Genomic DNA, 22,617 nt, shown 5'->3' with positions numbered 1-22,617 from the left:
CTTCGAGCCTTCCGGCAATGCACCCGTAGCTCAGCTGGATAGAGTGCTGCCCTCCGAAGGCAGAGGTCACAGGTTCGAATCCTGTCGGGTGCGCCATTTATTTCATGAGCTTGATGAACCGCCTTGTGCGTGCGATCAGGACAGAATCGAGAACTATTTCCTCAAGTAAAAAGCATTGTGCAAGCTCCACCGAACCATCTATTGATAGCGACGGGGGAGAAATTTTGACGAGTCGGCAATTTGCATTGCCAACTTGAAACTCCCCTTTGCAAAGGGCTGAACCAGAAGATCAATTCTGGAATGAGCCGAAATGAAATGGGAGGAATCTGAATGCGCGTTTTAAAGCGTATCGCTGTGGCAGCTTCGATTGTGGGGATCGCGGCAACGGCAGGTGGACTGGTAGTTGGCGCTGCAAGCGCCGAAGAACCCCTGAAACTTGTAATCGGAACGGAAGGTGCCTATCCGCCGTTCAATTTCACCAATCCAGATGGCTCGCTGTCGGGCTTCGATGTCGATATCGCAAGGGCGCTCTGCGAGGAAATGAAAGCCCAGTGCACATTTATCACGCAGGAGTGGGACGGCACTATTCCGGCACTTCAGGCAGGGAAGTTCGACGCTTATGTATCCTCCATGTCCATCACGGATGAACGTAAGAAACAGGTCGATTTCTCCAGTAAGTATTACAACACGCCTCCCGGCATCGCGGTGCCCAAGGATAGCGCCATCAAGGGTGTGACCAAGGAAGACCTTGCGGGCAAGACAATCGGCGTTCAGGTGTCAACGACGCACGCCAACTATGCCGAACACGCTTTCACCGATAGTACAATCAAGGCCTATCCAACCGCCGAAGAATACCGGCTGGACATGGCAAATGGCCGCCTTGATGCCGTCAATGACGACAGTGTAACGCTGAGCGAATGGCTGAAGACGCCGGATGGCGCCTGCTGTAAGATGGTCGGCACTTATCCGTCTGATGACAACATCCATGGTGTCGGTGTCGGCGTTGCCTTGAAGAAGGGCCGTCCTGAACTGGTCGAAAAGTTCAACAATGCCATCAAGGCGATCCGCGCAAACGGCAAGTACAAGGAAGTCAACGACAAGTACTTTGATTTCGACGCTTATGGCGCGGAAAACTGATCGCACAGAAATCGCGCAGAACCAAAAGGCCGTTAGCCGTCCTTCTAACAACAACGCCGCCCAATTCGGGCGGCGTTGTTGTTAGAAGGACGGCTCGCGCACGCGCAATAGCTAATCCATATAATTACGAGGCATTTGTTGGCGTTGAGAATTTCTCCGCCAACGAGGACCATGATTGATCTTCCAGCGCAAGGGAGGTCAAAGTGTATCAAATACTATGCCTGACAGTTTCAGGCTTCGTGCTTGTTGCAATTTATTCATTTTACGGCCGGGAAAAGCCCGGACTATCCTATTCCGCAGCCAAACGGCTGCATCTGCGATAAAAATTGCCAGCCAATCTCGGCTTGTCTGGATGTTTGCCAGCCTGTGAACTGAAGATTGCCGGAGCACTGAAATCAGGAGTCCAAATGCGATCTGAAAATCTTGTTATCCGCGCAGTGGAATCCACCGATGCAGAAGGCCTCACCCGGCTGCAAAACATGCCGGGATTTCGGTTTGGTACTTTACGCACCCCGTTCCAGCGCCTCGATACCGCAAAGAAATAGCTGGATTCACTCGGGCCGGAATCGACGGTGATTGTTGCGACGATCAATGAAGAGATCGTCGGAAACGCTGGCTTGCTGCGACATAGGGGGCGACGGAGCCACGCCGCGGACGTCATGATGGGAATAGATGACGGGCATGTCGGCAAGGGGATCGGCACGGCACTTATGACTGAGCTGATCGAGATCGCCGACAACTGGCTTGATTTGAAGCGGCTTGAATTGACAGTTTATGTCGATAATGCCGCTGCGATCCATCTCTATGAAAAGTTCGGTTTCGTCTCGGAGGGCATTCACGTGAAAGATGCTTTCCGAGACGGAGAGTTCGTCGATTCACTAGCAATGGCGCGACTCAATTTCTAGTTTACCCTTCGGAAACTATCGCACCGCCACGACGGCTGCCCAGTCCGTGGAACGTTTATCGTAAGCACCGCCAGCCCAGCATTCTATCGTGATATCAGACCAGTGGCCATTCTTGCCCCAGCATAGCCGAAGCTCTTCGGGTGATAGATAGTTGTAATAGCGGTCAAGTGCGTCGCGGCCTTTCTGTCGCCCCGGTCTTGAAGCTTGCCCAAACGATGCCGCCTTTCGCCAACGCAGCGTAAGTTTTCTCAATGATGGGGGCGAGCTCACCTCTGGGCACATGGGTCAGTGATGCGCAAGCATAAATACCGTCATATTCCTGGACCGCGGAAAGTTCGTCGAACATCATCGTTCTCACAGGCTGTCCCAGTCGCTTCGAAGCGATTGCGGCCAGTTCGGCGGAACCGTCTGTTGCATCGAGCTGAAATCCCGATTCCAGAACCGCGCGTGCATCAGTCCCCGAACCAGTTCCTAATTCGAGAATCGGTTGCATAGGCGACGGCATTTGAATTGTAGGATCCCAACGTATTGTCCTGCATATGCTCGAAAGCCCTCCGTACCGTGTTTTAACAGGTCCGGAAATTCCCGAACTCTGTGGATTCTTATATGGTGAAGCCGCATCGCATTGAAAGCCTTGGGAGCCTTATGAACCGGCATTCCCGGTTCTCGGTGATCCTCCGCTTGGGGCGTCAACAATGGCATGCAGAATAACGTTGCATTTTCGCCACAATGCGTTGCATAGATGCAACGCTATTGGATAACATGGTTAATATGAGCGCGGCGAATCTGACGACGGACATGAACAGCGAGAAGCAATCATCGCAAGGCGGCGAGGGGCGCAGGCTTCTGGCCCTTCCGGGCATTATCACCGTCGTTTCAGCGCTGATTACGGCGTCGATTTCCTTTGCTATTCTGATTGGCATTACCCCGATCACGCCCGACCGGACTGTCACGTTGGCATTGGTCATCATCAATGTCGCTTTGATTCTGTTCCTTATCCTGCTGATTTGCCGCGAAGTTTATCGCATCGTCATGGCTCGCCGGCTTGGAAAAGCCGCTTCGCGCCTGCATGTTCGCATCGTTGCGCTGTTTTCGCTGATCGCGGCGGTTCCTGCCATCGTAGTGGCCATCGTCGCGTCCGTGACGCTCAATCTGGGTCTTGATCGCTGGTTCGATACCAATACGCGCGATATTGTGAGTTCATCACAAAGCCTGACCACGGCCTATATCCGCGAAACTGCGCTCAACTTGCAAAGCACGTCCTACTCGATGCTGCAGGATCTCGATGCACAGCGCACCATCTACAGTCTTGATCGGGGCGGCTTCGTCCAGTTGATGACGCTGCAGACGCGTGGTCGCGGTCTGCTTGGCGCGTTTCTGGTGCGGGAAAATGGTGAAGTGGTCGTCAAGAGCGATACCGGTGTCGAAGAACGTCTGCCGCCCCCGACTGAAGATGCACTGAAGACTGCACCTGACGGCAAGCCGGTTATCATCCCTCCGGGAAACAGTAATTTCGTCGGTGCCATCATCAAGATGCGCGAGATACCAGACGTTTATCTCTATACCGTTCGCGCGGTGGATTCGCAGATTCTCGATGCCATGCGCCTGATGGAAGCCAACACCCAGCGCTATCAGGAAATGGACGCGAACCGCATTCCAACACAGATCGCGTTCGCACTGCTCTATTTCGGTCTGACGCTGATCGTTCTGCTTTCGGCGATCTGGACTGGTATTGCCGTCGCCGACCGATTGGTGCGTCCGATCCGGCTTTTGATCGGTGCGTCGGATGACGTGGCGGCCGGTAATCTCGATATTTCTGTTCCGGTGCGGGCTTCGGACGGTGACGTAGGCGCGTTGTCGGGCACTTTCAATAACATGGTTGCTGAACTTAAGAGCCAGCGTAACGAGCTGATCTCCGCCAAGGATCAGATCGACGAGCGCCGCCGCTTCTCCGAGGCTGTGCTTTCCGGTGTAACAGCCGGCGTCATCGGCATCGAAACGGATGGTTGTATCTCTATTCTGAACCGTTCCGCAGAGCATATGTTCGGTGTCATATCGGATGATGCCGTTGGCAAAAACCTTAGCAGCATAGCGCCAGAGATCGGGCAGGCTTTCGAGGTCGCCCGTTCAACGGGACGCGCCGTACACCGCGAGCAGGTCAGCATGACCCGCGGCGGCGTGGCGCGCACGTTCAACGTGCAGGTGACCGTCGAGGATACGGAATCCGAAGATCATTCCTATGTGGTGACTGTGGATGACATCACTGATCTGGTGCAGGCGCAACGTTCGTCGGCCTGGGCAGATGTCGCGCGGCGCATTGCGCATGAGATCAAGAATCCGCTCACGCCGATCCAGCTTTCCGCCGAACGCATTCGCCGCCGTTATGGCAAGGTGATTACCGAGGATCGCGAGGTTTTCGACCAATGCACGGATACGATCATTCGCCAGGTGGGCGACATCGGGCGCATGGTCGATGAATTCTCCGCCTTTGCCCGCATGCCGAAGCCTGAAATGCGGCTTATGGACATGCGCGAGACATTGCGCGAAGCCTCCTTCCTGATCGAAGTCAGCCGCAGCGATATTCGCTTCCAAAACGATTTCGGCCCAGAGAAACTGGTCGGTTCCTTCGACAGTCGCCTGCTCGGCCAGGCGTTCGGCAATGTTATCAAGAATGCCAGCGAAGCCATTGACGGACTTCCGAAGGAAGATCGCGCCAAGAAAGGCGAAGGCGGGCATATCATCATCCGTTCTTATCAGGCGGATGGGCAACTGGTTGTCGATGTTATCGACAATGGCAAAGGTCTGCCGGGCGACGACCGCCAGAAGCTGCTCGAACCCTATATGACGACGCGCGAGAAGGGCACCGGACTTGGTCTCGCGATTGTCCGTAAGATCGTCGAAGATCATGGCGGGCATCTGGAATTGCATGACGCGCCTTCGGATTTCCACGGAGGTCGAGGCGCGATGATACGCATGATCTTCCCGCAAGCGTCTGCCAGCGATGCTGGTGCGGAAGCGGGACTTGCCGGCGAAGCTGGCGCCAATGCGGAAAATGACCAAAAGAACATAGCTGGACAGGTGATTTGATATGGCTGCCGATATTCTTGTAGTTGATGACGAAGCGGATATCCGGGAACTTGTTGCAGGTATCCTGAGCGATGAAGGCCATGAAACCCGCACGGCTTTCGACGCGGACAGCGCGCTTGCGGCGATCAACGATCGCGTTCCCCGGTTGGTTTTTCTGGATATCTGGCTGCAGGGCAGTCGTCTGGACGGTCTGGCGCTGCTCGATGAAATCAAGAAGCAGCATCCCGAGCTGCCAGTGGTGATGATTTCCGGCCACGGCAATATCGAAACTGCTGTGTCGGCGATCCGGCGCGGCGCCTACGATTTCATCGAAAAGCCGTTTAAGGCTGATCGTCTGATCCTCGTTGCGGAACGGGCGCTTGAAACCTCGAAGCTAAAGCGCGAAGTCTCAAACTTGCGCAAACGTACCGGCGACCATCTGGAATTGATCGGCGCGTCGCTTGCGTTGAACCAGTTGCGCCAGACCATTGAGCGCGTGGCGCCGACCAACAGCCGCATCATGATTACTGGCCCGTCGGGTGCGGGCAAGGAACTTGCCGCGCGCGCCATCCATGCGCAGTCGAGCCGTGCCAGCGGGCCGTTCGTGACGGTGAATGCTGCGACCATCACGCCAGAGCGTATGGAGATCGAACTTTTCGGTACCGAGATGGATGGCGGCGAGCGTAAGGTGGGCGCTCTGGAAGAAGCCCATGGCGGTATACTTTATTTGGATGAAGTCGCGGATATGCCACGCGAGACGCAGAACAAAATTCTGCGTGTGCTTGTCGACCAGCAGTTCGAGCGCGTTGGCGGCACCAAGCGAGTCAAGGTGGATGTACGCATCATTTCCTCGACGGCACAGAACCTCGAAGGCATGATCGCGGAAGGCACATTCCGAGAAGACCTGTTTCACCGTCTGTCGGTTGTCCCTGTGCAGGTGCCGCCGCTTGCGGCCCGTCGCGAGGACATTCCGTCCCTGGTCGACTACTTCATGAAGCAGATTGCCGAACAGGCGGGTATCAAGCCGCGCAAGATCGGGCCGGATGCGATGGCGGTTCTGCAGGCGCATAGCTGGCCGGGCAATCTTCGCCAGCTTCGCAACAATGTCGAACGCCTGATGATTCTGGCGCGTGGCGACGATCCTGAAGCGCCAGTGACGGCCGATCTTTTGCCAGCCGAAATTGGCGACACCCTACCGCGTGCTCCGACAGAATCCGACCAGCACATCATGGCGCTTCCGCTACGCGAAGCGCGCGAGCGTTTCGAGAAGGAATATCTGATCGCCCAGATCAACCGATTCGGCGGCAATATTTCGCGCACGGCAGAGTTCGTTGGCATGGAGCGTTCCGCGCTGCATCGCAAACTGAAGTCTCTGGGCGTATAAGCATTTAGCGCAGTCCAGCTAAAGACGACACGCTGGAGCCGCTCTAAATATCTGTTTTGTTGCATTATCCTACGCAAAACCGCTTCGCACTTTTGCTGGAAATGCTCTAATTGTCTCGGACGGAGCAGTCATGCGGGTAATCGTTTGCGGAGCAGGGCAAGTCGGATACGGCATCGCCGAGCGGCTTGCCGCCGAAGAGAACGACGTCTCAGTTATCGACACATCCGCACGCCATGTCGAGATCGTGCGCGATACGCTCGATGTGCGGGGATTTGTCGGTCACGGGTCGCAACCCGATGTGCTTGCAGCTGCGGGCGCAGACGAAGCAGATATGATTATTGCCGTCACATTGTCCGACGAGGTCAATATGGTGGCCTGCCAGGTGGCGCACTCGGTCTTCAACGTGCCGACCAAAATTGCCCGCATCCGCGCTCAATCCTATCTGAAGGCCGAATATCAGGACCTGTTCCTGCGCGAAAACCTGCCAATTGACGTTATCATTTCGCCTGAGCTGGAAGTGGGCGAGGTGGTTCTGCGGCGCATCGCTTTGCAGGGCGCGACGGACGTATTGCGCTTCGCGGACGACAAGATCATCGGCCTTGCTATCGAATGTCTCGATGAATGTCCTGTCATCAATACCCCGCTGAAACAGCTGACGGACCTGTTTCCCGATCTTGCAGCGACTGTCGCCGGTGTGGTGCGCAACGATAGTCTGTTCATCCCGCGATCTTCCGACGAATTGAATGCCGGTGACCTCGCGTATGTCGTGACAACGCGCGAACAGGTCCGTCGCACATTGGGTCTGTTCGGGCACGAGAAACCGGAAGCCAGCCGCATCGTTATCGCGGGCGGCGGCAATATCGGGCTCTATGTGGCCAAGGCCATTGAGGATCGCAAGTGGAACACGCGCGTCAAGATGATCGAGAGCGAGCACGAGCGCGCGTTTGCGATTGCCGATCAGCTGAAGCGCACCATGGTCCTGCATGGCAGCGCGCTCGATCAGAACCTTCTGCAGGAAGCCGATATTCAGGATGCCGACCTGATGGTCGCGCTCACCAATCAGGATCAGGTCAATATCCTGTCAAGCATCATGGCCAAACGGCTGGGCTGCAAATCCAACATGGCCCTGCTCAACACGGTCGCCTATCAGGATTTTACCCACATGGTGGGGATCGACGCCTACATTAATCCGAAGGCGGTCACAATCTCAAAAATCCTGCAGCATGTGCGCCGGGGCCGAATTCGCGCGGTCTATAGTGTTTATCGCGACATGGCCGAACTGATCGAGGCCGAAGCGCTGGAAACGTCATCGCTCGTCGGTGCGCCGCTGCGCGACCTCGACCTACCGGAAGGCTTGCGAATCGGGGCGATCTATCGGGACGGGCAGGTGATCCGCCCCAATGGCGATGTAAGGATCAAGCCGAAGGACCGCGTCGTCATTTTTGCAACATCCGACGCCGTAAAGCATGTAGAGCAGATGTTCCGTGTTAGTCTCGAGTTCTTCTGATCACAGTTGTGTGTTAGCCCACGCCCAGATTACGGCTTGGAGCTGGTATGGATATCTGCACGTTCTGGTACGGCTCGCGTTTGCGTGAGGTCGATTGCATTTGCCTAGCATCGATGGTGATGACGGGTCAAAGTGTGAAGCTCTTTGCTTATGGCCCGATAGAGAATGTGCCACCGGGCGTTGAACTGCATGATGCCGGCAGCATTTTGCCGGAAACGGTATTCACCAGGCTTGACCCGGCCTATCCAAACTTCCGCTCCAAACGAACAATCGTTCAATTCAGCGATATTTTCCGTATCATGCTGATGAAATATCAGCAGGGTGTCTGGCTGGACACGGATGTCTATCTTCTCAAACAGTTTCATCCAGATCCGCGCAAACCGTATCTTGCCCGGGAGAATCGCTTTCGGGTTGGTGTGTCGGCGCTCTACCTTCCGCACGATCATCCGATTATTGGTGAATTCGAGGCTTACATAGCGGCGACCTATCCGCTACCGCGCTGGCTGGGCCTACGCCGAGGCAAATTGCGTCCGCTTTACTATCGCCTTATCGGCAAGGAAGTGACGCCTGCCTCGATTGGCATCACGGTCTTCGGCAATGACGGAATTTCTCGTTTGGCCCGCAAGTATGGGATTTTCAAGAACGCGGCCCCCCAGGAGAACTTCTATTACTGGGTCGGCAAGGACGCCACGCGCATCTATGATCCGGCCTATGGTCTCGAGCCGGTCAACCATCCGGACTTTATAGGCTTTCATATACATAAAAAGCACAAGGAGGTCGTTTCGCTCCAGCCAGGAACTTTTTACATGTGGGCGATGGATCGGGTGCAGTCACTGCTTGAATTGCAACAAAATGAAGAGCTTGTCGTGGCTGATTGAGATAGCGAAACCATCTGACCTGACGGAATTTGCCAGGCGACTAATGAAATTGACGGTTGCGCAAAGATTCCCATCCTGTTAACCGAAGCTAAATAGCGAAGCAGTTGTCTTTCCACAGCAATTGCAGTCGAGCCCCGGTTTTGCACGCTCCGGTGCTTGATTTATGTACATGCGCGTGTTCGTTTAACACATCGCGAGCTGGCTGCTGATCGATTAAAGGAATAAAAACAATGGCTGAACGATCGCAAAATCTACAAGACCTTTTTCTGAATTCTGTACGTAAGCAGAAAATTTCCCTGACGATTTTTCTTATCAATGGCGTGAAACTGACCGGCATTGTAACGTCGTTTGATAATTTCTGCGTGCTTCTGCGCCGTGACGGTCATTCGCAGCTTGTCTACAAGCATGCGATTTCGACGATCATGCCAAGCCAGCCTGTACAGATGTTCGAAGGCGAAGAAGCCTGACGCTTTCCGAATTCCACTGGGGCGCGATGGCTTAAGACGTTTCGCTCCAGTTTATTGTTTCTGCTGATGATAACCGGACACGCTCTGCCTGTCCGGTTATCTTGCTTAAACAATCCGGGGCGTCTTTCATTTGAAACAGCTTTAGCGGCGACTTATCTGCAATGCCAGATAGTGCATTAACCTGATCTTCATCAGTCCAAATGCATCCACGACAGTTTCCGCGTCCCGGAGTGAATATATTTGTCCAAATTCAAGGATAAAAAGCCGACATCTGCCGATGCTGACAAGGCTTTCGAGCTTTTAGAACCAGGGCCCACAAGGGCCGCGGTCGTCGTTCCCATCCTGCCGGAGCGGTTTAATACGGGCACGTCGGCGGAAGATGGGGCTGCCCCCGAATTTCAGCGCTCGAACGAGGCGCGCCTGGAGGAAGCCGTCGGGCTTGCCCGGGCAATCAATCTCGACATCGAACATGCTGAAATTGCGATTGTCTCCAATCCACGGCCTGCGACCTTGCTTGGCGCGGGAAAGGTGGAATCCATCGTCGAAACCGTCAAGGAAAAGGCCATCGGGCTGGTTATCGTCGATCATGCATTGACACCAGTACAGCAGCGCAATCTCGAAAAGGAATGGAACGTCAAGGTCATCGACCGCACGGGGCTCATTCTTGAAATTTTCGGTGAGCGCGCGCGCACCAAAGAAGGTGCCTTGCAGGTCGAACTGGCCCATCTGAATTATCAGAAGGGTCGTCTAGTCAGAAGCTGGACCCACCTTGAACGTCAGCGCGGTGGTGGCGGCTTCCTCGGTGGTCCGGGTGAAACCCAGATCGAAGCCGACCGCCGCTTGCTGCAGGACAAGATTCTGAAGATCAAGCGCGAGCTTGAAACGGTGGTGCGCACCCGCACACTGCATCGTCAGAAGCGGCGCAAGGTGCCGCATCCGATCGTGGCACTTGTCGGTTATACCAACGCCGGAAAATCTACGCTTTTCAACCGCATGACGGGCGCGGAAGTGTTGGCCGAAGACATGCTCTTCGCCACGCTTGATCCGACATTGCGGCGTATTCGCCTTCCGCATGGTGAAACGGTTATCTTGTCGGATACGGTCGGTTTCATCTCGAACCTGCCGCACCACCTCGTCGCTGCCTTCCGCGCCACCCTTGAAGAAGTGGTGGAGGCGGATCTGATCCTGCATGTCCGCGACATTTCCGATCCGGACAATGCCGCGCAGGCGGAAGACGTGGAAAGTATTCTTGCTGGCCTGGGCATCGAGCCGCAGGACCGCAAGCGCGTGGTCGAAATCTGGAACAAGATCGATAATCTCGACGAGAGCGGGCGCGAGGCAGCGCTGCGTCTGGCCGCAGCCGGTAGCGAGGAAGGGCGTCCGATCCCACTGTCAGCCATTACCGGTGAAGGTGTTGACAGGTTGCTTTCACTTATCGAAACCCGGATAGCGGGCTCGCTCGGCCCGGTCGATGTCGTGCTGTCACCATTCGAGCTTCATCTTCTCGACTGGATTTACCAGCACGGCAGCAGTGTCGAACGCGAGAATCTGGAAGATGGTTCCGTTCGCATCAAAGCGCGACTGACCGAAGTGGCCCGCAAAACGCTGGACGAGAAGCGCGGCATTCGCCCCGAAAAGCCGGAGTCGGATTGGGAGTGAGGCAGGTAGTGCTACGCCACTTGCGGAACAGGGGCGCAACGCCCTATGTATGGAACACTTACGATTCAGAACTATTCACTTCGCCATAAATATATCCAGAGGCCCATAATGAGAGATCCGATCGAAACCGTCATGAACCTCGTCCCGATGGTGGTTGAGCAGACCAACCGTGGCGAACGGGCCTATGATATTTTCTCGCGCCTTCTCAAGGAGCGCATCATCTTCGTGAACGGACCGGTTGAAGACGGAATGTCGATGCTGGTTTGCGCACAGCTTCTCTTTCTCGAGGCCGAAAACCCGAAGAAAGAGATCAACATGTACATCAATTCGCCCGGCGGTGTCGTAACCTCCGGCATGGCGATCTATGACACGATGCAATTCATCCGTCCGCCGGTTTCCACGCTTTGCATGGGCCAGGCTGCTTCGATGGGCTCGCTGCTCCTGACCGCCGGTGCGACCGGCCAGCGTTATGCTCTGCCGAATGCCCGTATCATGGTCCACCAGCCATCGGGCGGTTTCCAGGGACAGGCCTCGGACATCGAACGTCATGCGCAGGACATCATCAAGATGAAGCGCCGTCTGAACGAGATTTACGTCAAGCACACGGGCCGCGATTACGAGACAATCGAACGCACGCTCGACCGCGACCATTTCATGACCGCGCAGGAAGCGCTCGAATTCGGCCTTATCGACAAGGTGGTTGAATCGCGCGACGTGGGCGCGGACGAATCGAAGTAAGAGCCGGAATCTCCGGCTCGCACCTGTTTTTAGCGCTCTTTGCCACAAAAGGGGCCCAATTCTTGCAACTACGTGATGGTTAACGCGCCACGTTAAGCATCTGTTGGGGTTCGGGGCGCTAAACTTGGTCAGATTATGCCGAATCTTTGCCGGGAACTTATTTTTCATTTGTTCGACGGTGCAGCTTCTGCAAAAGTCGCCAAATGGCTCCTTCGGTCGGGGAGTCATACGGTGACAGGAATCCTGAGACTACAGGCCCTACATGACAGGCAGCGCGTATCTGCTGCCGTTGTGACCAGCGGGAGGCGCGTTTCTCCTCCAGCACTGGGTCCGAACCGGAAGAAACGATCGATATGAACGCCCAAGGTTCATTTCGGTCAATTGAAAGGAAACTGCGATGAGCAAAGTCAGCAACAGCGGCGGCGATTCCAAGAATACGCTTTATTGCTCGTTCTGCGGCAAAAGCCAGCATGAAGTGCGCAAGCTGATTGCAGGCCCGACCGTTTTCATCTGCGACGAGTGCGTCGAACTCTGCATGGACATCATCCGCGAGGAAAACAAATCCTCGATGGTGAAGTCGCGCGAGGGCGTGCCTACGCCGCAGGAAATCATGGCCGTCCTTGACGATTACGTCATCGGCCAGAAGGATGCCAAGCGCGTTCTGTCGGTTGCGGTACACAATCATTACAAGCGTCTCGCCCATCAGTCCAAGAGCAGCGATATCGAGCTTGCGAAGTCGAACATTCTTCTCGTCGGTCCGACGGGTTGCGGCAAGACCTATCTTGCCCAGACGCTCGCACGCATCATCGATGTGCCATTCACCATGGCCGATGCGACGACACTGACGGAAGCAGGTTATGTCGGTGAAGATGTCGAGAACATCATCCTGAAGCTGCTTCAGGCCGCCGATTACAATGTGGAACGTGCGCAGCGCGGCATCGTCTATATCGACGAAGTCGACAAGATCAGCCGCAAGTCGGATAACCCGTCCATCACGCGCGACGTGTCGGGCGAGGGCGTCCAGCAGGCGCTTCTGAAGATCATGGAAGGCACCGTCGCTTCCGTGCCACCGCAGGGTGGCCGCAAGCATCCGCAGCAGGAATTCCTGCAGGTGGACACGACGAACATCCTCTTCATCTGCGGCGGCGCTTTTGCTGGTCTCGACAAGATCATCTCCGCACGTGGCGAGAAGACGTCCATCGGCTTCGGCGCCACCGTTCGTTCGGTCGATGAGCGCCGTATCGGTGATGTCTTCAGGGAGCTGGAGCCGGAAGATCTTCTGAAGTTCGGCCTCATTCCGGAATTCGTCGGTCGTCTACCAGTGATCGCGACACTCGAAGACCTCGATGTCGATGCTCTGGTGCAGATCCTGACCGAGCCGAAGAATGCGCTCGTGAAGCAGTATCAGCGCCTGTTCGACATGGAAAGTGTCGAGCTGAGCTTCCACGACGACGCCCTGCGAGCGATTGCCAACAAGGCGGTCGAGCGCAAGACGGGTGCACGCGGTCTGCGTTCGATCATGGAAAAGATCCTGCTCGACACCATGTTCGAGCTTCCGACGCTGGAAGGCGTGCAGGAAGTGGTTATTTCCGGCGATGTGGTGGATGGCAGCGCCCGTCCGCTCTATATCTATGCCGAGCGCCAGGATGAAAAGGGTAATGTTTCTGCTTAAGCGGGGACACCTAATCCATAAAAAGGCCGCGCAAGCGGCCTTTTTCATGTGCAAACTTGCGCCGGGCTGATCCTGTCACTATTGCAGGCACAGCAATCGGGGTACAGCCTAAGCTAGATATTGTACTTAATGACGGTACAGCGCAGGATAGATGACGATTCTACGAAAGCCGTCCCGATCGAGGCTATTGAATTGCCGGGTTCGGCTCTCCAAGTATGGAACGAAGCACATTCGTGACCTGCCTCATGATGAAAGGGGGCGCGGACGTGGCAGTCAGGTTGAAAGACCTGAGAAAGGACTTGAGTTATGACGGGTACTGAACAGAAGACCCCATTGGGTGGCTCTGAAGCGGGCGGTTCGGACGGGCTCTATGCCGTTTTGCCGTTGCGTGACATCGTCGTTTTCCCGCATATGATCGTTCCGCTTTTTGTCGGCCGCGAAAAGTCCATTCGCGCGCTGGAGGAAGTGATGGGCGTGGACAAGCAGATTCTGCTTGCCACCCAGAAAAACGCTGCCGATGACGATCCGGCACCGGACGCGATTTATGAAATCGGCACGATTGCCAATGTATTGCAGCTCCTGAAGCTGCCGGACGGCACCGTCAAGGTGCTGGTCGAAGGCACGGCGCGCGCCAAGGTTTCCAAGTTTACCGACCGCGAAGATTATCACGAGGCCTATGCTGCGGCTTTGCCGGAGCCTGAAGAAGATGCCGTCGAGATCGAGGCGCTTGCCCGCTCGGTGGTTTCCGACTTCGAAAACTACGTCAAGCTGAACAAGAAGATTTCGCCGGAAGTGGTTGGCGCCGCCAGCCAGATCGACGACTATTCGAAGCTTGCCGACACGGTTGCCTCGCATCTCGCGATCAAGATTCCCGAGAAGCAGGAAATGCTGTCGATCCTCTCGGTGCGCGAGCGCCTTGAGAAGGCACTGTCCTTTATGGAAGCCGAAATTTCGGTTCTTCAGGTTGAGAAGCGTATCCGCAGCCGCGTCAAGCGCCAGATGGAGAAGACGCAGCGCGAATACTATCTCAACGAGCAGATGAAGGCGATCCAGAAGGAGCTTGGTGATGGCGAGGACGGTCGCGATGAAGCGGCTGAACTAGAAGAACGCATCAACAAGACTAAGCTTTCCAAGGAAGCCCGCGAAAAGGCCCAGGCTGAGCTGAAGAAGCTGCGCAGCATGAGCCCGATGTCTGCCGAAGCAACGGTCGTTCGCAACTATCTCGACTGGCTGCTGTCCATTCCGTGGGGCAAGAAGTCGAAGATCAAGCAGGACCTGAACTTTGCCGAAGGCGTACTTGGCGACGATCACTTTGGTCTTGAAAAGGTCAAGGAGCGCATTGTCGAGTATCTCGCGGTGCAGGCTCGCTCGACCAAGATCAAGGGCCCGATCCTCTGCCTCGTCGGACCTCCCGGCGTCGGCAAGACCTCGCTTGCCCGTTCGATTGCCAAAGCTACCGGCCGCGAATATGTCCGTATGTCGCTCGGCGGCGTCCGTGACGAGGCTGAGATCCGCGGTCACCGCCGCACCTATATCGGTTCGATGCCCGGCAAGGTCATCCAGTCGATGAAGAAGGCGAAGAAGTCCAACCCGCTCTTCCTGCTCGATGAAATCGACAAGATGGGTCAGGATTTCCGCGGCGATCCGTCATCGGCCATGCTCGAAGTGCTGGATCCGGAACAGAACTCGACCTTCATGGATCACTACCTTGAGGTGGAATATGATCTGTCGAACGTCATGTTCGTGACGACGGCCAATACGCTGAATATTCCCGGTCCATTGCTGGATCGTATGGAAGTCATCCGTATCGCCGGCTACACCGAGGATGAAAAGCTCGAGATCGCCAAGCGGCACCTGTTGCCGAAGGCAATCAAGGATCACGCCCTACAGCCGAAGGAGTTTTCGGTCACGGACGATGCGCTGCGCAATGTTATCCGCCTCTACACGCGGGAAGCAGGTGTGCGTAGCCTCGAACGCGAATTGATGACTCTGGCACGTAAGGCCGTGACCGAAATCCTGAAGTCGAAGAAGAAGTCGGTGAAAGTCACCGAAAAGAACCTCTCCGACTATCTGGGTGTCGAGCGGTTCCGCTTCGGTCAGATCGACGGCGAAGATCAGGTTGGCGTCGTGACAGGTCTTGCCTGGACGGAAGTTGGCGGTGAATTGCTGACCATCGAAGGTGTCATGATGCCCGGCAAGGGCCGCATGACCGTCACGGGTAACCTCCGCGACGTGATGAAGGAATCGATCTCCGCAGCGGCTTCCTATGTCCGCTCGCGTGCCATCGATTTCGGCATCGAACCTCCATTGTTCGACAAGCGCGACATCCACGTGCACGTGCCGGAGGGTGCTACGCCGAAGGACGGTCCGTCCGCCGGTATCGCCATGGTCACGGCGATCGTATCCGTGCTGACCGGCATTCCGGTTCGCAAGGACATCGCAATGACGGGCGAAGTTACCCTGCGCGGTCGTGTCCTGCCAATCGGCGGCCTGAAGGAAAAGCTCCTCGCAGCTCTGCGCGGCGGCATCAAGAAGGTTCTGATCCCGGAAGAAAACGCCAAGGATCTGGCGGATATTCCGGACAATGTGAAGAACAGTCTTGAGATCGTTCCGGTGTCCCGCGTGGGTGAAGTCCTCAAGCATGCTCTGGTTCGCGAACCTGAGCCGATTGAATGGACCGAGCCGGCAACCCCGGCGACCGTGCCTTCGGTCGAGGAAGAAGCAGGGGCCACGACCGCTCATTAAGGCATTTCCGGCAAACGTGCGAAGCGGTTTGCTTACAGGTAATGCACCGAAATGAGCGTCCAGCGGGCGATTCTGATTCAGTCAGATTGCCCCGCTGGAAGGCGTCTATCAGGACCAACAATTGAAATGCCGGGCAATTTGCCCGGCATTTCTGTGTTTAACCCCGGTTTTCCGGGGTTTTTTCACGTTGACAGGCTTGGTTTGTGAAACGATTTGAATAAACTCCGACCAATCCGGTCACGTTATCCGTTCCGGTAGATAAAGAAAGGAAATGCCAATGAACAAGAACGAATTGGTTGCCGCAGTTGCGGAAAAGGGCGGTTTGACGAAGGCTGATGCCGGTACTGCTGTTGACGCCGTACTCGCTGCTGTTACCGGCGCCCTGAAGGCTGGTGAAGAAGTCCGTCTGCCTGGCTTCGGCGTTTTCTCCGTTTCGCATCGCGCTGCCTCGACCGGCCGTAACCCATCGACCGGCAAGGAAGTTGCTATTCCGGCTCGCAACGTGCCGAAGTTCTCGGCTGGCAAGGGTCTGAAGGACGCCGTAAACGGCTAATCATGATCTTGAGAGTGAAAGCTCTTCGAACGGATCGTGACGTTAAATTTCCAGCCATCGTGGCATGATCGCGAATGACTGTCGAGAAGGCCCGGTTCAGCCGGGCTTTTTTCGTAAGTGTAGTAAGCGTGAATAAGTGCTTGCAACCGGATGTTGGCTTCTAAGAACCAAAAATATCCGTCAGGATTCTGGCCAGTGCGAGAACGGCTGCCAATGGTAGCAGCCAGTCGAAAAATATATCCGGGTTTTTCATGAGTGAAAGAGTGCTCGGCTGATGTTACGAGATTGCACCGCCAAATGACACCATTTGGCGGCTCAATGGACTAGCGGACAATCTTCAGCAGGGAAGTGCGCTTCCCGAAGATCATATCGGTGCACAATGTGCCTTTACGAGAAAGTCTGTAGGTACCAGCAGGCCGCGTATCGCAAATGGACTTCACAAAACGCAGTGCTGATACGCGATCTGTGAAAAGTCCCCCGACAAGTCCCAGCCGGTCATAGACGACCCAGCGCCGTGCGGCTTCCTTGTCGACGATGAAGCGCGGCAGTGGAACGGCGGCGTTTCTCTGGTTTTTTGTGGTCATAGCGAGTGCTCCATCCAGAGACGCAACCACTTTCACTGTGTAAGTTGCATGATGAGGAACGTCACCAGAACGCCGGCTCCAATCACTGTCATCAAGCGGAGCAGTATGCTGATGTCTTGGCGCAATTCTTCCTCGGTAATGGCTGAACTGATGTTCCGGGACCCTGCATGCTTACGCTTTGCTTTGCTCAGGTGTAAAAACAGGCCCAATTTTCCGTACATGATCGAAACCTCACTTCTGATGGTTGCACGAATGTTTCAATTGCTGGGGGGCTGGGCTGGGCTGGCGGTGTTTCAGCGCGCCGCCAGTGTGATGGAAAGTGTCGCTTGCTGATGCTGCGCTATGAGCGCCGAGGGTGATTCTTCCACATGGTCAATGGCAGCACAGGCCCGGCGAATGGCGCTGGCGGTTTCTTCGCTGACGCCAACCAACGGCAGCCGTACATCCGGTGACAGACCGCGCCGATGGTGCAAGGCGTACTTCACCGGAACGGGATTGGTATCTTGTTCCATGGCAGTCAGAAGAGGCTTCAATTTGAAGCCGAGCGTTCTGGCACCGCAGGCATCGGCTCGCTTACAGGCTTCGTAAAGTTTGACAGTGGTTGCTGGAAGCACATTCGAAATGACTGAAATCATTCCGTCTCCTCCCTCAAGATTGAAGGAAACCGCGGTCGCGTCATGTCCTGATAGTTGTATCAGCCGATCGCCCATACGACGAATGATGCGTTTGGGCCGGTCGAGTTCACCAGTCGCGTCCTTGATACCAATGACGGTCGGGATTTCACTCAGCCGTTCGATAGTTTCCAGAGAAAGATCGACGCCGGTTCGCTTCGGGACATTATAAAGGATGATTGGTATCTGAACATTGCGAGCCACGGCTTCGAAGTGGCGATACAAGCCTTCCTGAGACGGGCAGTTATAGTATGGCGTCACAATCAGGGCGGCGTCAGCACCGCAGGCAGCTGCAGCGCTCGTCAATGCAATTGTCGATAGAGTATCGTTGGTGCCTGTTCCTGCAACAACGGGTACACGTCCTGCAGAGACGTCAACACAGGTTTTGATGAGGCTGATCTTTTCCGCCGTATTGAGAGTTGGGGCCTCTCCGGTCGTGCCACAGGGAGAAAGAGCATGGATGCCTTCTCCAATCTGCCACTCCACCAACTCGGCGAAAGCCTTGTGCGCCACTTCTCCGTTTTCAAATGGGGTAACAAGAGCGGTTGTTACTCCGCGCAATCTGGTTCTGAGTTCGTCATAAGCCATTGTTCTGAATCTCCGTTACCCGAACCTTCGACCGCAAACGAACCTCGCATATGTCGCAGAAGCCATTCAGAACGCAGTCTTGCCGGGCGTGAACAAGCTATGAGTCCCGGCGTATAAATTCGAGATCGGGAACAGACCCGGAGTATTAGAAAGTCGTATATTGCCTCTGAGCATGATGTGACCGCGCTGGCCGTTATATAGCCACTAACGCTTTAATTCTCAGGTCCTTGCCCGCTCAGACAGAGGAGCATACGCAAAAAGCCGGGCACTGGGCCCGGCTTCCGATAACTCTCTTTGCCTGCCGCTTATTCAGCAGCCTCTGAACTGCGCTTGGGACGGCGTTCCAGCAGTTCCTTGAGGAAGTGGCCGGTGTAGGAGCGTTTTTCCTGCACGATGTCTTCCGGACGGCCCACGGCAACAATCTCGCCGCCGCCATCGCCACCTTCCGGTCCAAGGTCGATGACCCAGTCGGCAGTCTTGATGACTTCGAGATTATGCTCGATCACAACGACTGTGTTGCCCTGTTCCACCAGCTCGTGCAGCACTTCAAGCAGCTTCGCCACATCGTGGAAGTGCAGGCCGGTTGTTGGTTCGTCCAGAATATAGAGCGTGCGGCCCGTTGCGCGGCGTGACAGTTCCTTGGCAAGCTTCACGCGCTGTGCTTCCCCCCCCGAAAGCGTCGTCGCCTGCTGGCCGACCTTAATATAGCCGAGACCCACCTTGACGAGCGTTTCCATCTTGTCGCGAACGGCAGGCACGGCGGAGAAAAACTCCGCGCCTTCCTCGACTGTCATATCCAGCACATCGGCGATGGACTTGCCCTTGAACAGGACTTCCAGCGTTTCGCGGTTGTAGCGTTTGCCGTGACAGACATCACAAGTCACATAGACATCCGGCAGGAAGTGCATCTCGATCTTGATGACGCCATCGCCCTGACAGGCCTCGCAGCGTCCGCCCTTCACATTGAACGAGAAGCGGCCCGCCTGATAACCGCGCGCCTTGGCTTCCGGCAAACCCGCAAACCAGTCGCGGATCGGTGTGAAGGCGCCGGTATAGGTTGCCGGGTTGGAACGAGGCGTACGACCAATCGGCGACTGGTCGATATCGATCACCTTGTCGAGGAACTCCAGCCCCTCGATGCGGTCATGCTCCGCCGGATGTTCACGTGAACCCATGATGCGGCGCGAAGCGGCCTTGAACAGGGTTTCAATCAGAAAGGTGGACTTGCCGCCGCCTGAAACGCCGGTGACAGCGGTAAAGGTTCCTAGCGGAATATCCGCCGAGACATTTTTCAGATTGTTGCCCCGCGCGCCGACGACCTTGATGCGTTTGGACTTTGAAATCTTGCGACGTTCCGCCGGAACGGCAACTTCCATCGCGCCTGACAGATATTTGCCGGTCAGCGAGTTCGCATTGGACATCACGTCCTGCGGCGACCCTTGAGCGATGATCTTGCCGCCATGGACACCTGCCGCAGGGCCGATATCGACCACATAGTCGGCAGTCAGGATCGCATCTTCGTCATGCTCGACCACGATGACCGTGTTGCCGAGATCGCGCAGATGGCGCAGCGTGTCGAGGAGACGCGCATTATCACGCTGATGCAGGCCGATGGATGGTTCATCCAGCACGTAAAGCACGCCGGTCAGGCCGGAACCGATCTGCGAGGCAAGACGGATACGCTGGCTTTCACCGCCCGACAGCGTGCCGGAATTGCGCGCCAGCGTCAGATAGTCGAGGCCGACATCGTTGAGGAACTGCAGGCGCTCCCGGATTTCCTTGAGGATGCGGGCGGCAATCTCGCGCTGCTTGTCGTTAAAGCTGCTATCGATGTCGCGGAACCAGGCGTCGGCCTTGCGGATCGACATTTCCGTGATCTCGCCGACATGCTTCATGCCAACCTTGACCGCAAGCGCTTCCGGCTTCAGGCGGTAGCCGTTACAGGAAGGGCAGGGAGTCGAGGCCATGAAGCGCTCGATATCTTCGCGCGACCAGGCAGAGTCGGTTTCCTTCCAGCGGCGCTCCAGATTGGGGATCACGCCTTCAAAAGGCTTCGTCGTCTGGTAGGAACGCAGGCCGTCATCATACTGGAAGGTGATTTCCTTGCCCTTGGTGCCATAGAGAATGGCCTGCTGGGCTTCTTCCGAAAGATCAACCCAGCGCGCACCGATCTTGAAGCCATAGGCTTTGCCAAGCGCTTCCAGCGTCTGATTGTAATAGGGCGACGAAGACCGCGCCCATGGGGCAATCGCGCCGTCCTTCAATACTGCCGTTTCGTCGGGAACGATCAGGTTCGGATCAATGGCCTGCTGCGTGCCGAGACCATCACAGGTCGGGCAGGCGCCGAACGGGTTGTTGAACGAGAACAGGCGCGGTTCGATTTCTGGAATGGTGAAACCGGAAACCGGGCAGGCAAACTTTTCCGAAAACAGAATGCGCTCATGCGTTTCGTTGGCCGACTTGTTGGCACCACCACCTTCAGCCGTTTCTTCAGGCGGCAGCGGCTTATCAGCAAACTCGGCGACGGCCAGACCTTCGGCAAGCTTGAGGCAGGTTTCAAGACTGTCGGCGAGGCGGGTCGACAGGTCAGGCCGCACCACGACACGGTCGACTACGACATCGATGTCGTGCTTGTACTTCTTGTCCAGCGCCGGAACATCGGCGATTTCATAGAAGGTACCGTCCACCTTGACGCGCTGAAAGCCCTTCTTCTGAAGCTCTGCCAGCTCCTTCTTGTACTCGCCCTTGCGGCCACGAACGATGGGCGCGAGGATATAAAGGCGCGTGCCTTCTTCCAGCGCCATGACCCGATCAACCATCTGGCTGACGGTCTGGCTCTCGATGGGAAGGCCGGTTGCAGGCGAATAGGGCACGCCCACGCGCGCAAAGAGCAGGCGCATGTAATCGTAGATTTCGGTGACGGTGCCGACCGTCGAACGCGGATTGCGGCTCGTCGTCTTCTGCTCGATGGAAATGGCAGGAGAGAGGCCGTCGATCTGGTCGACATCCGGCTTCTGCATCATTTCGAGGAACTGGCGCGCATAGGCCGAAAGACTTTCGACATAACGGCGCTGGCCTTCCGCATAGATCGTATCAAAGGCAAGCGAGGATTTGCCCGAGCCGGAAAGCCCTGTCATCACGATCAGCTTGTCGCGAGGCAGATCGAGATCGACATTTTTCAGATTGTGTTCGCGCGCGCCACGTATGGAAATGAATTTCTGATCGCTCATTCCGCGTCCTGCCTGCTCATGATGCCATGGATAACGGGCGCCGAATGGTAAAACACGTCGCGCCGGTGTCTAATATGGGGTGAAACCCTCCAATAAGAAGGGGGCTCCGGTCATTCATCGGTGCACTCTTATCATTAGAACAAATATCGAACAACCAGCCTTCTGATAGGCGATACGAAATGTGAACGCAAGAGCGTTGACTGTCACTCCTGACAGGAGCAGACTACCCTTACTCGCTGATAGCGGAGAGGTGCCGCGGTGGGATGACACGGCATCGGCAAGAGGTCCGCAGGAGGCGGGGAGACCCAGTAGGGAGGTAAAGGAGCATGAGTCCACCTGACTACAGTGCCTAGCTTTCACAGAGATGAAAGCACAATCCGTTTCGGTTGCGGCAGCATCTTTTCGCAAGGAATGATGCCTCGTTGATCGAAAGTGTGATTGCCGACAATTTGAATTTGCGCGGAATGCAAATGGCCGTGCGCCTTTGTGATCCGAAAAGACCTGCCGACGAATTAATGTCGACACATGAGCATTGCTCAAACCCCAAGCCCTGCGCGCCAAAGATACAGTGAGCGGCAGGGCTTTTCCTTGGAAGCTGATCCCGTTTGCCAAGCGCAGGCAGCTATTGCTTTATGACGGTAGTCGGCAAGGCTGTTTTGAAATTAAGGCAGATGCAGTTTCAGCCTCTGAAATGAGGAAAACTGCACTATCAGCGCGGTAAACGGTGCAAAAACCCACTGAAATTTATGGCGAACACAAGGCTTTTTAATGTTGGAAGGTTGCATTTTGAACAAAACAAGAACATAAACTCTGTGGACATTGAAGAATTCACC

At 55.7% G+C, this 22,617-nt stretch carries 15 protein-coding genes, 1 tRNA gene and 2 pseudogenes; 14 read left to right on the top strand and 4 right to left on the bottom strand.

The features are described from left to right. Positions 1-19: 19 nt before the first annotated feature. The 3 genes and pseudogenes from AAE521_RS03550 to AAE521_RS03540 all read left to right on the top strand — a co-directional run bounded on the left by AAE521_RS03550 (position 20) and on the right by AAE521_RS03540 (position 2,042). Positions 20-96, top strand: a tRNA-Arg gene (locus tag AAE521_RS03550). Between the two features lie 234 nt (positions 97-330). Continuing rightward, positions 331-1,137, top strand: coding sequence for an ABC transporter substrate-binding protein (locus AAE521_RS03545; RefSeq protein WP_071632811.1), 807 nt, complete (start codon positions 331-333; stop codon positions 1,135-1,137). A gap of 407 nt (positions 1,138-1,544) precedes the next feature. Then, positions 1,545-2,042 (top strand): annotated as a pseudogene (locus tag AAE521_RS03540) (GNAT family N-acetyltransferase). A gap of 163 nt (positions 2,043-2,205) precedes the next feature. On the opposite strand, the gene AAE521_RS03535 reads toward AAE521_RS03540, so the two are convergent. Continuing rightward, positions 2,206-2,535, bottom strand: coding sequence for a methyltransferase (locus AAE521_RS03535; protein ID WP_342060474.1), 330 nt, complete (start codon positions 2,533-2,535; stop codon positions 2,206-2,208). Between the two features lie 236 nt (positions 2,536-2,771). On the opposite strand from AAE521_RS03535, the gene AAE521_RS03530 reads away from it, so the two are divergent. The 11 genes and pseudogenes from AAE521_RS03530 (at position 2,772) to AAE521_RS03480 (ending at position 16,711) form a co-directional block, all read left to right on the top strand. Continuing rightward, a complete protein-coding gene (locus AAE521_RS03530; protein WP_071632812.1) occupies positions 2,772-5,129 on the top strand; it encodes a sensor histidine kinase NtrY-like in 2,358 nt (785 codons plus the stop codon). Position 5,130: 1 nt separating this feature from the next. Beyond that, on the top strand, positions 5,131-6,492 hold the full coding sequence (ntrX, locus tag AAE521_RS03525; RefSeq protein WP_071632813.1) for a nitrogen assimilation response regulator NtrX: 1,362 nt from the start codon (positions 5,131-5,133) through the stop codon (positions 6,490-6,492). 130 nt (positions 6,493-6,622) lie between these two features. Then, positions 6,623-7,999 carry a Trk system potassium transporter TrkA gene (trkA, locus tag AAE521_RS03520; RefSeq protein ID WP_071632814.1) on the top strand — a complete coding sequence of 459 codons (1,377 nt, stop codon included), beginning with the start codon at positions 6,623-6,625 and terminating at the stop codon, positions 7,997-7,999. 47 nt (positions 8,000-8,046) lie between these two features. Next, positions 8,047-8,877, top strand: coding sequence for a glycosyltransferase family 32 protein (locus AAE521_RS03515; protein ID WP_342060473.1), 831 nt, complete (start codon positions 8,047-8,049; stop codon positions 8,875-8,877). Between the two features lie 27 nt (positions 8,878-8,904). Continuing rightward, positions 8,905-9,102: pseudogene (locus AAE521_RS03510) on the top strand (hypothetical protein). 5 nt (positions 9,103-9,107) lie between these two features. Next, positions 9,108-9,344, top strand: coding sequence for an RNA chaperone Hfq (gene hfq, locus AAE521_RS03505; RefSeq protein WP_002964239.1), 237 nt, complete (start codon positions 9,108-9,110; stop codon positions 9,342-9,344). A gap of 240 nt (positions 9,345-9,584) precedes the next feature. Continuing rightward, positions 9,585-11,003 (top strand): GTPase HflX, encoded by a 1,419-nt coding sequence (gene hflX, locus AAE521_RS03500; RefSeq protein ID WP_071632816.1) that lies wholly within the window; start codon positions 9,585-9,587, stop codon positions 11,001-11,003. A 108-nt stretch (positions 11,004-11,111) separates the two neighbouring features. Continuing rightward, entirely contained in the window at positions 11,112-11,741 is a 630-nt protein-coding gene (clpP, locus tag AAE521_RS03495; RefSeq protein WP_010660144.1) for an ATP-dependent Clp endopeptidase proteolytic subunit ClpP, read from the top strand. Between the two features lie 397 nt (positions 11,742-12,138). After that, on the top strand, positions 12,139-13,413 hold the full coding sequence (clpX, locus tag AAE521_RS03490; RefSeq protein ID WP_010660143.1) for an ATP-dependent Clp protease ATP-binding subunit ClpX: 1,275 nt from the start codon (positions 12,139-12,141) through the stop codon (positions 13,411-13,413). A gap of 306 nt (positions 13,414-13,719) precedes the next feature. Then, the gene (lon, locus tag AAE521_RS03485) at positions 13,720-16,158 is read left to right on the top strand and encodes an endopeptidase La (RefSeq protein WP_029924884.1); all 2,439 of its coding nucleotides are present in this window, start codon (positions 13,720-13,722) and stop codon (positions 16,156-16,158) included. 277 nt (positions 16,159-16,435) lie between these two features. Further along, positions 16,436-16,711: an HU family DNA-binding protein gene (locus AAE521_RS03480; protein WP_006470422.1), complete on the top strand. Its 276-nt coding sequence runs from the start codon at positions 16,436-16,438 to the stop codon at positions 16,709-16,711. A 323-nt stretch (positions 16,712-17,034) separates the two neighbouring features. Here the strand turns inward: AAE521_RS03480 and AAE521_RS03475 are convergent, their stop codons facing one another. The 3 genes from AAE521_RS03475 to uvrA form a co-directional block, all read right to left on the bottom strand. Continuing rightward, positions 17,035-17,295 carry a hypothetical protein gene (locus AAE521_RS03475; RefSeq protein WP_071632817.1) on the bottom strand — a complete coding sequence of 87 codons (261 nt, stop codon included), beginning with the start codon at positions 17,293-17,295 and terminating at the stop codon, positions 17,035-17,037. Positions 17,296-17,588: 293 nt separating this feature from the next. Further along, complete coding sequence (dapA, locus tag AAE521_RS03470; RefSeq protein ID WP_342060472.1) at positions 17,589-18,554, bottom strand: 4-hydroxy-tetrahydrodipicolinate synthase; 966 nt, start codon at positions 18,552-18,554, stop codon at positions 17,589-17,591. A 305-nt stretch (positions 18,555-18,859) separates the two neighbouring features. Next, positions 18,860-21,784 (bottom strand): excinuclease ABC subunit UvrA, encoded by a 2,925-nt coding sequence (uvrA, locus tag AAE521_RS03465; protein WP_342060471.1) that lies wholly within the window; start codon positions 21,782-21,784, stop codon positions 18,860-18,862. Between the last annotated feature and the right edge of the window lie 833 nt (positions 21,785-22,617).

Origin of the sequence: Brucella cytisi, assembly GCF_038433355.1 — a bacterium.
GTDB lineage: Bacteria > Pseudomonadota > Alphaproteobacteria > Rhizobiales > Rhizobiaceae > Brucella > Brucella cytisi.
This window is presented reverse-complemented; position numbering and strand designations above follow the sequence as displayed.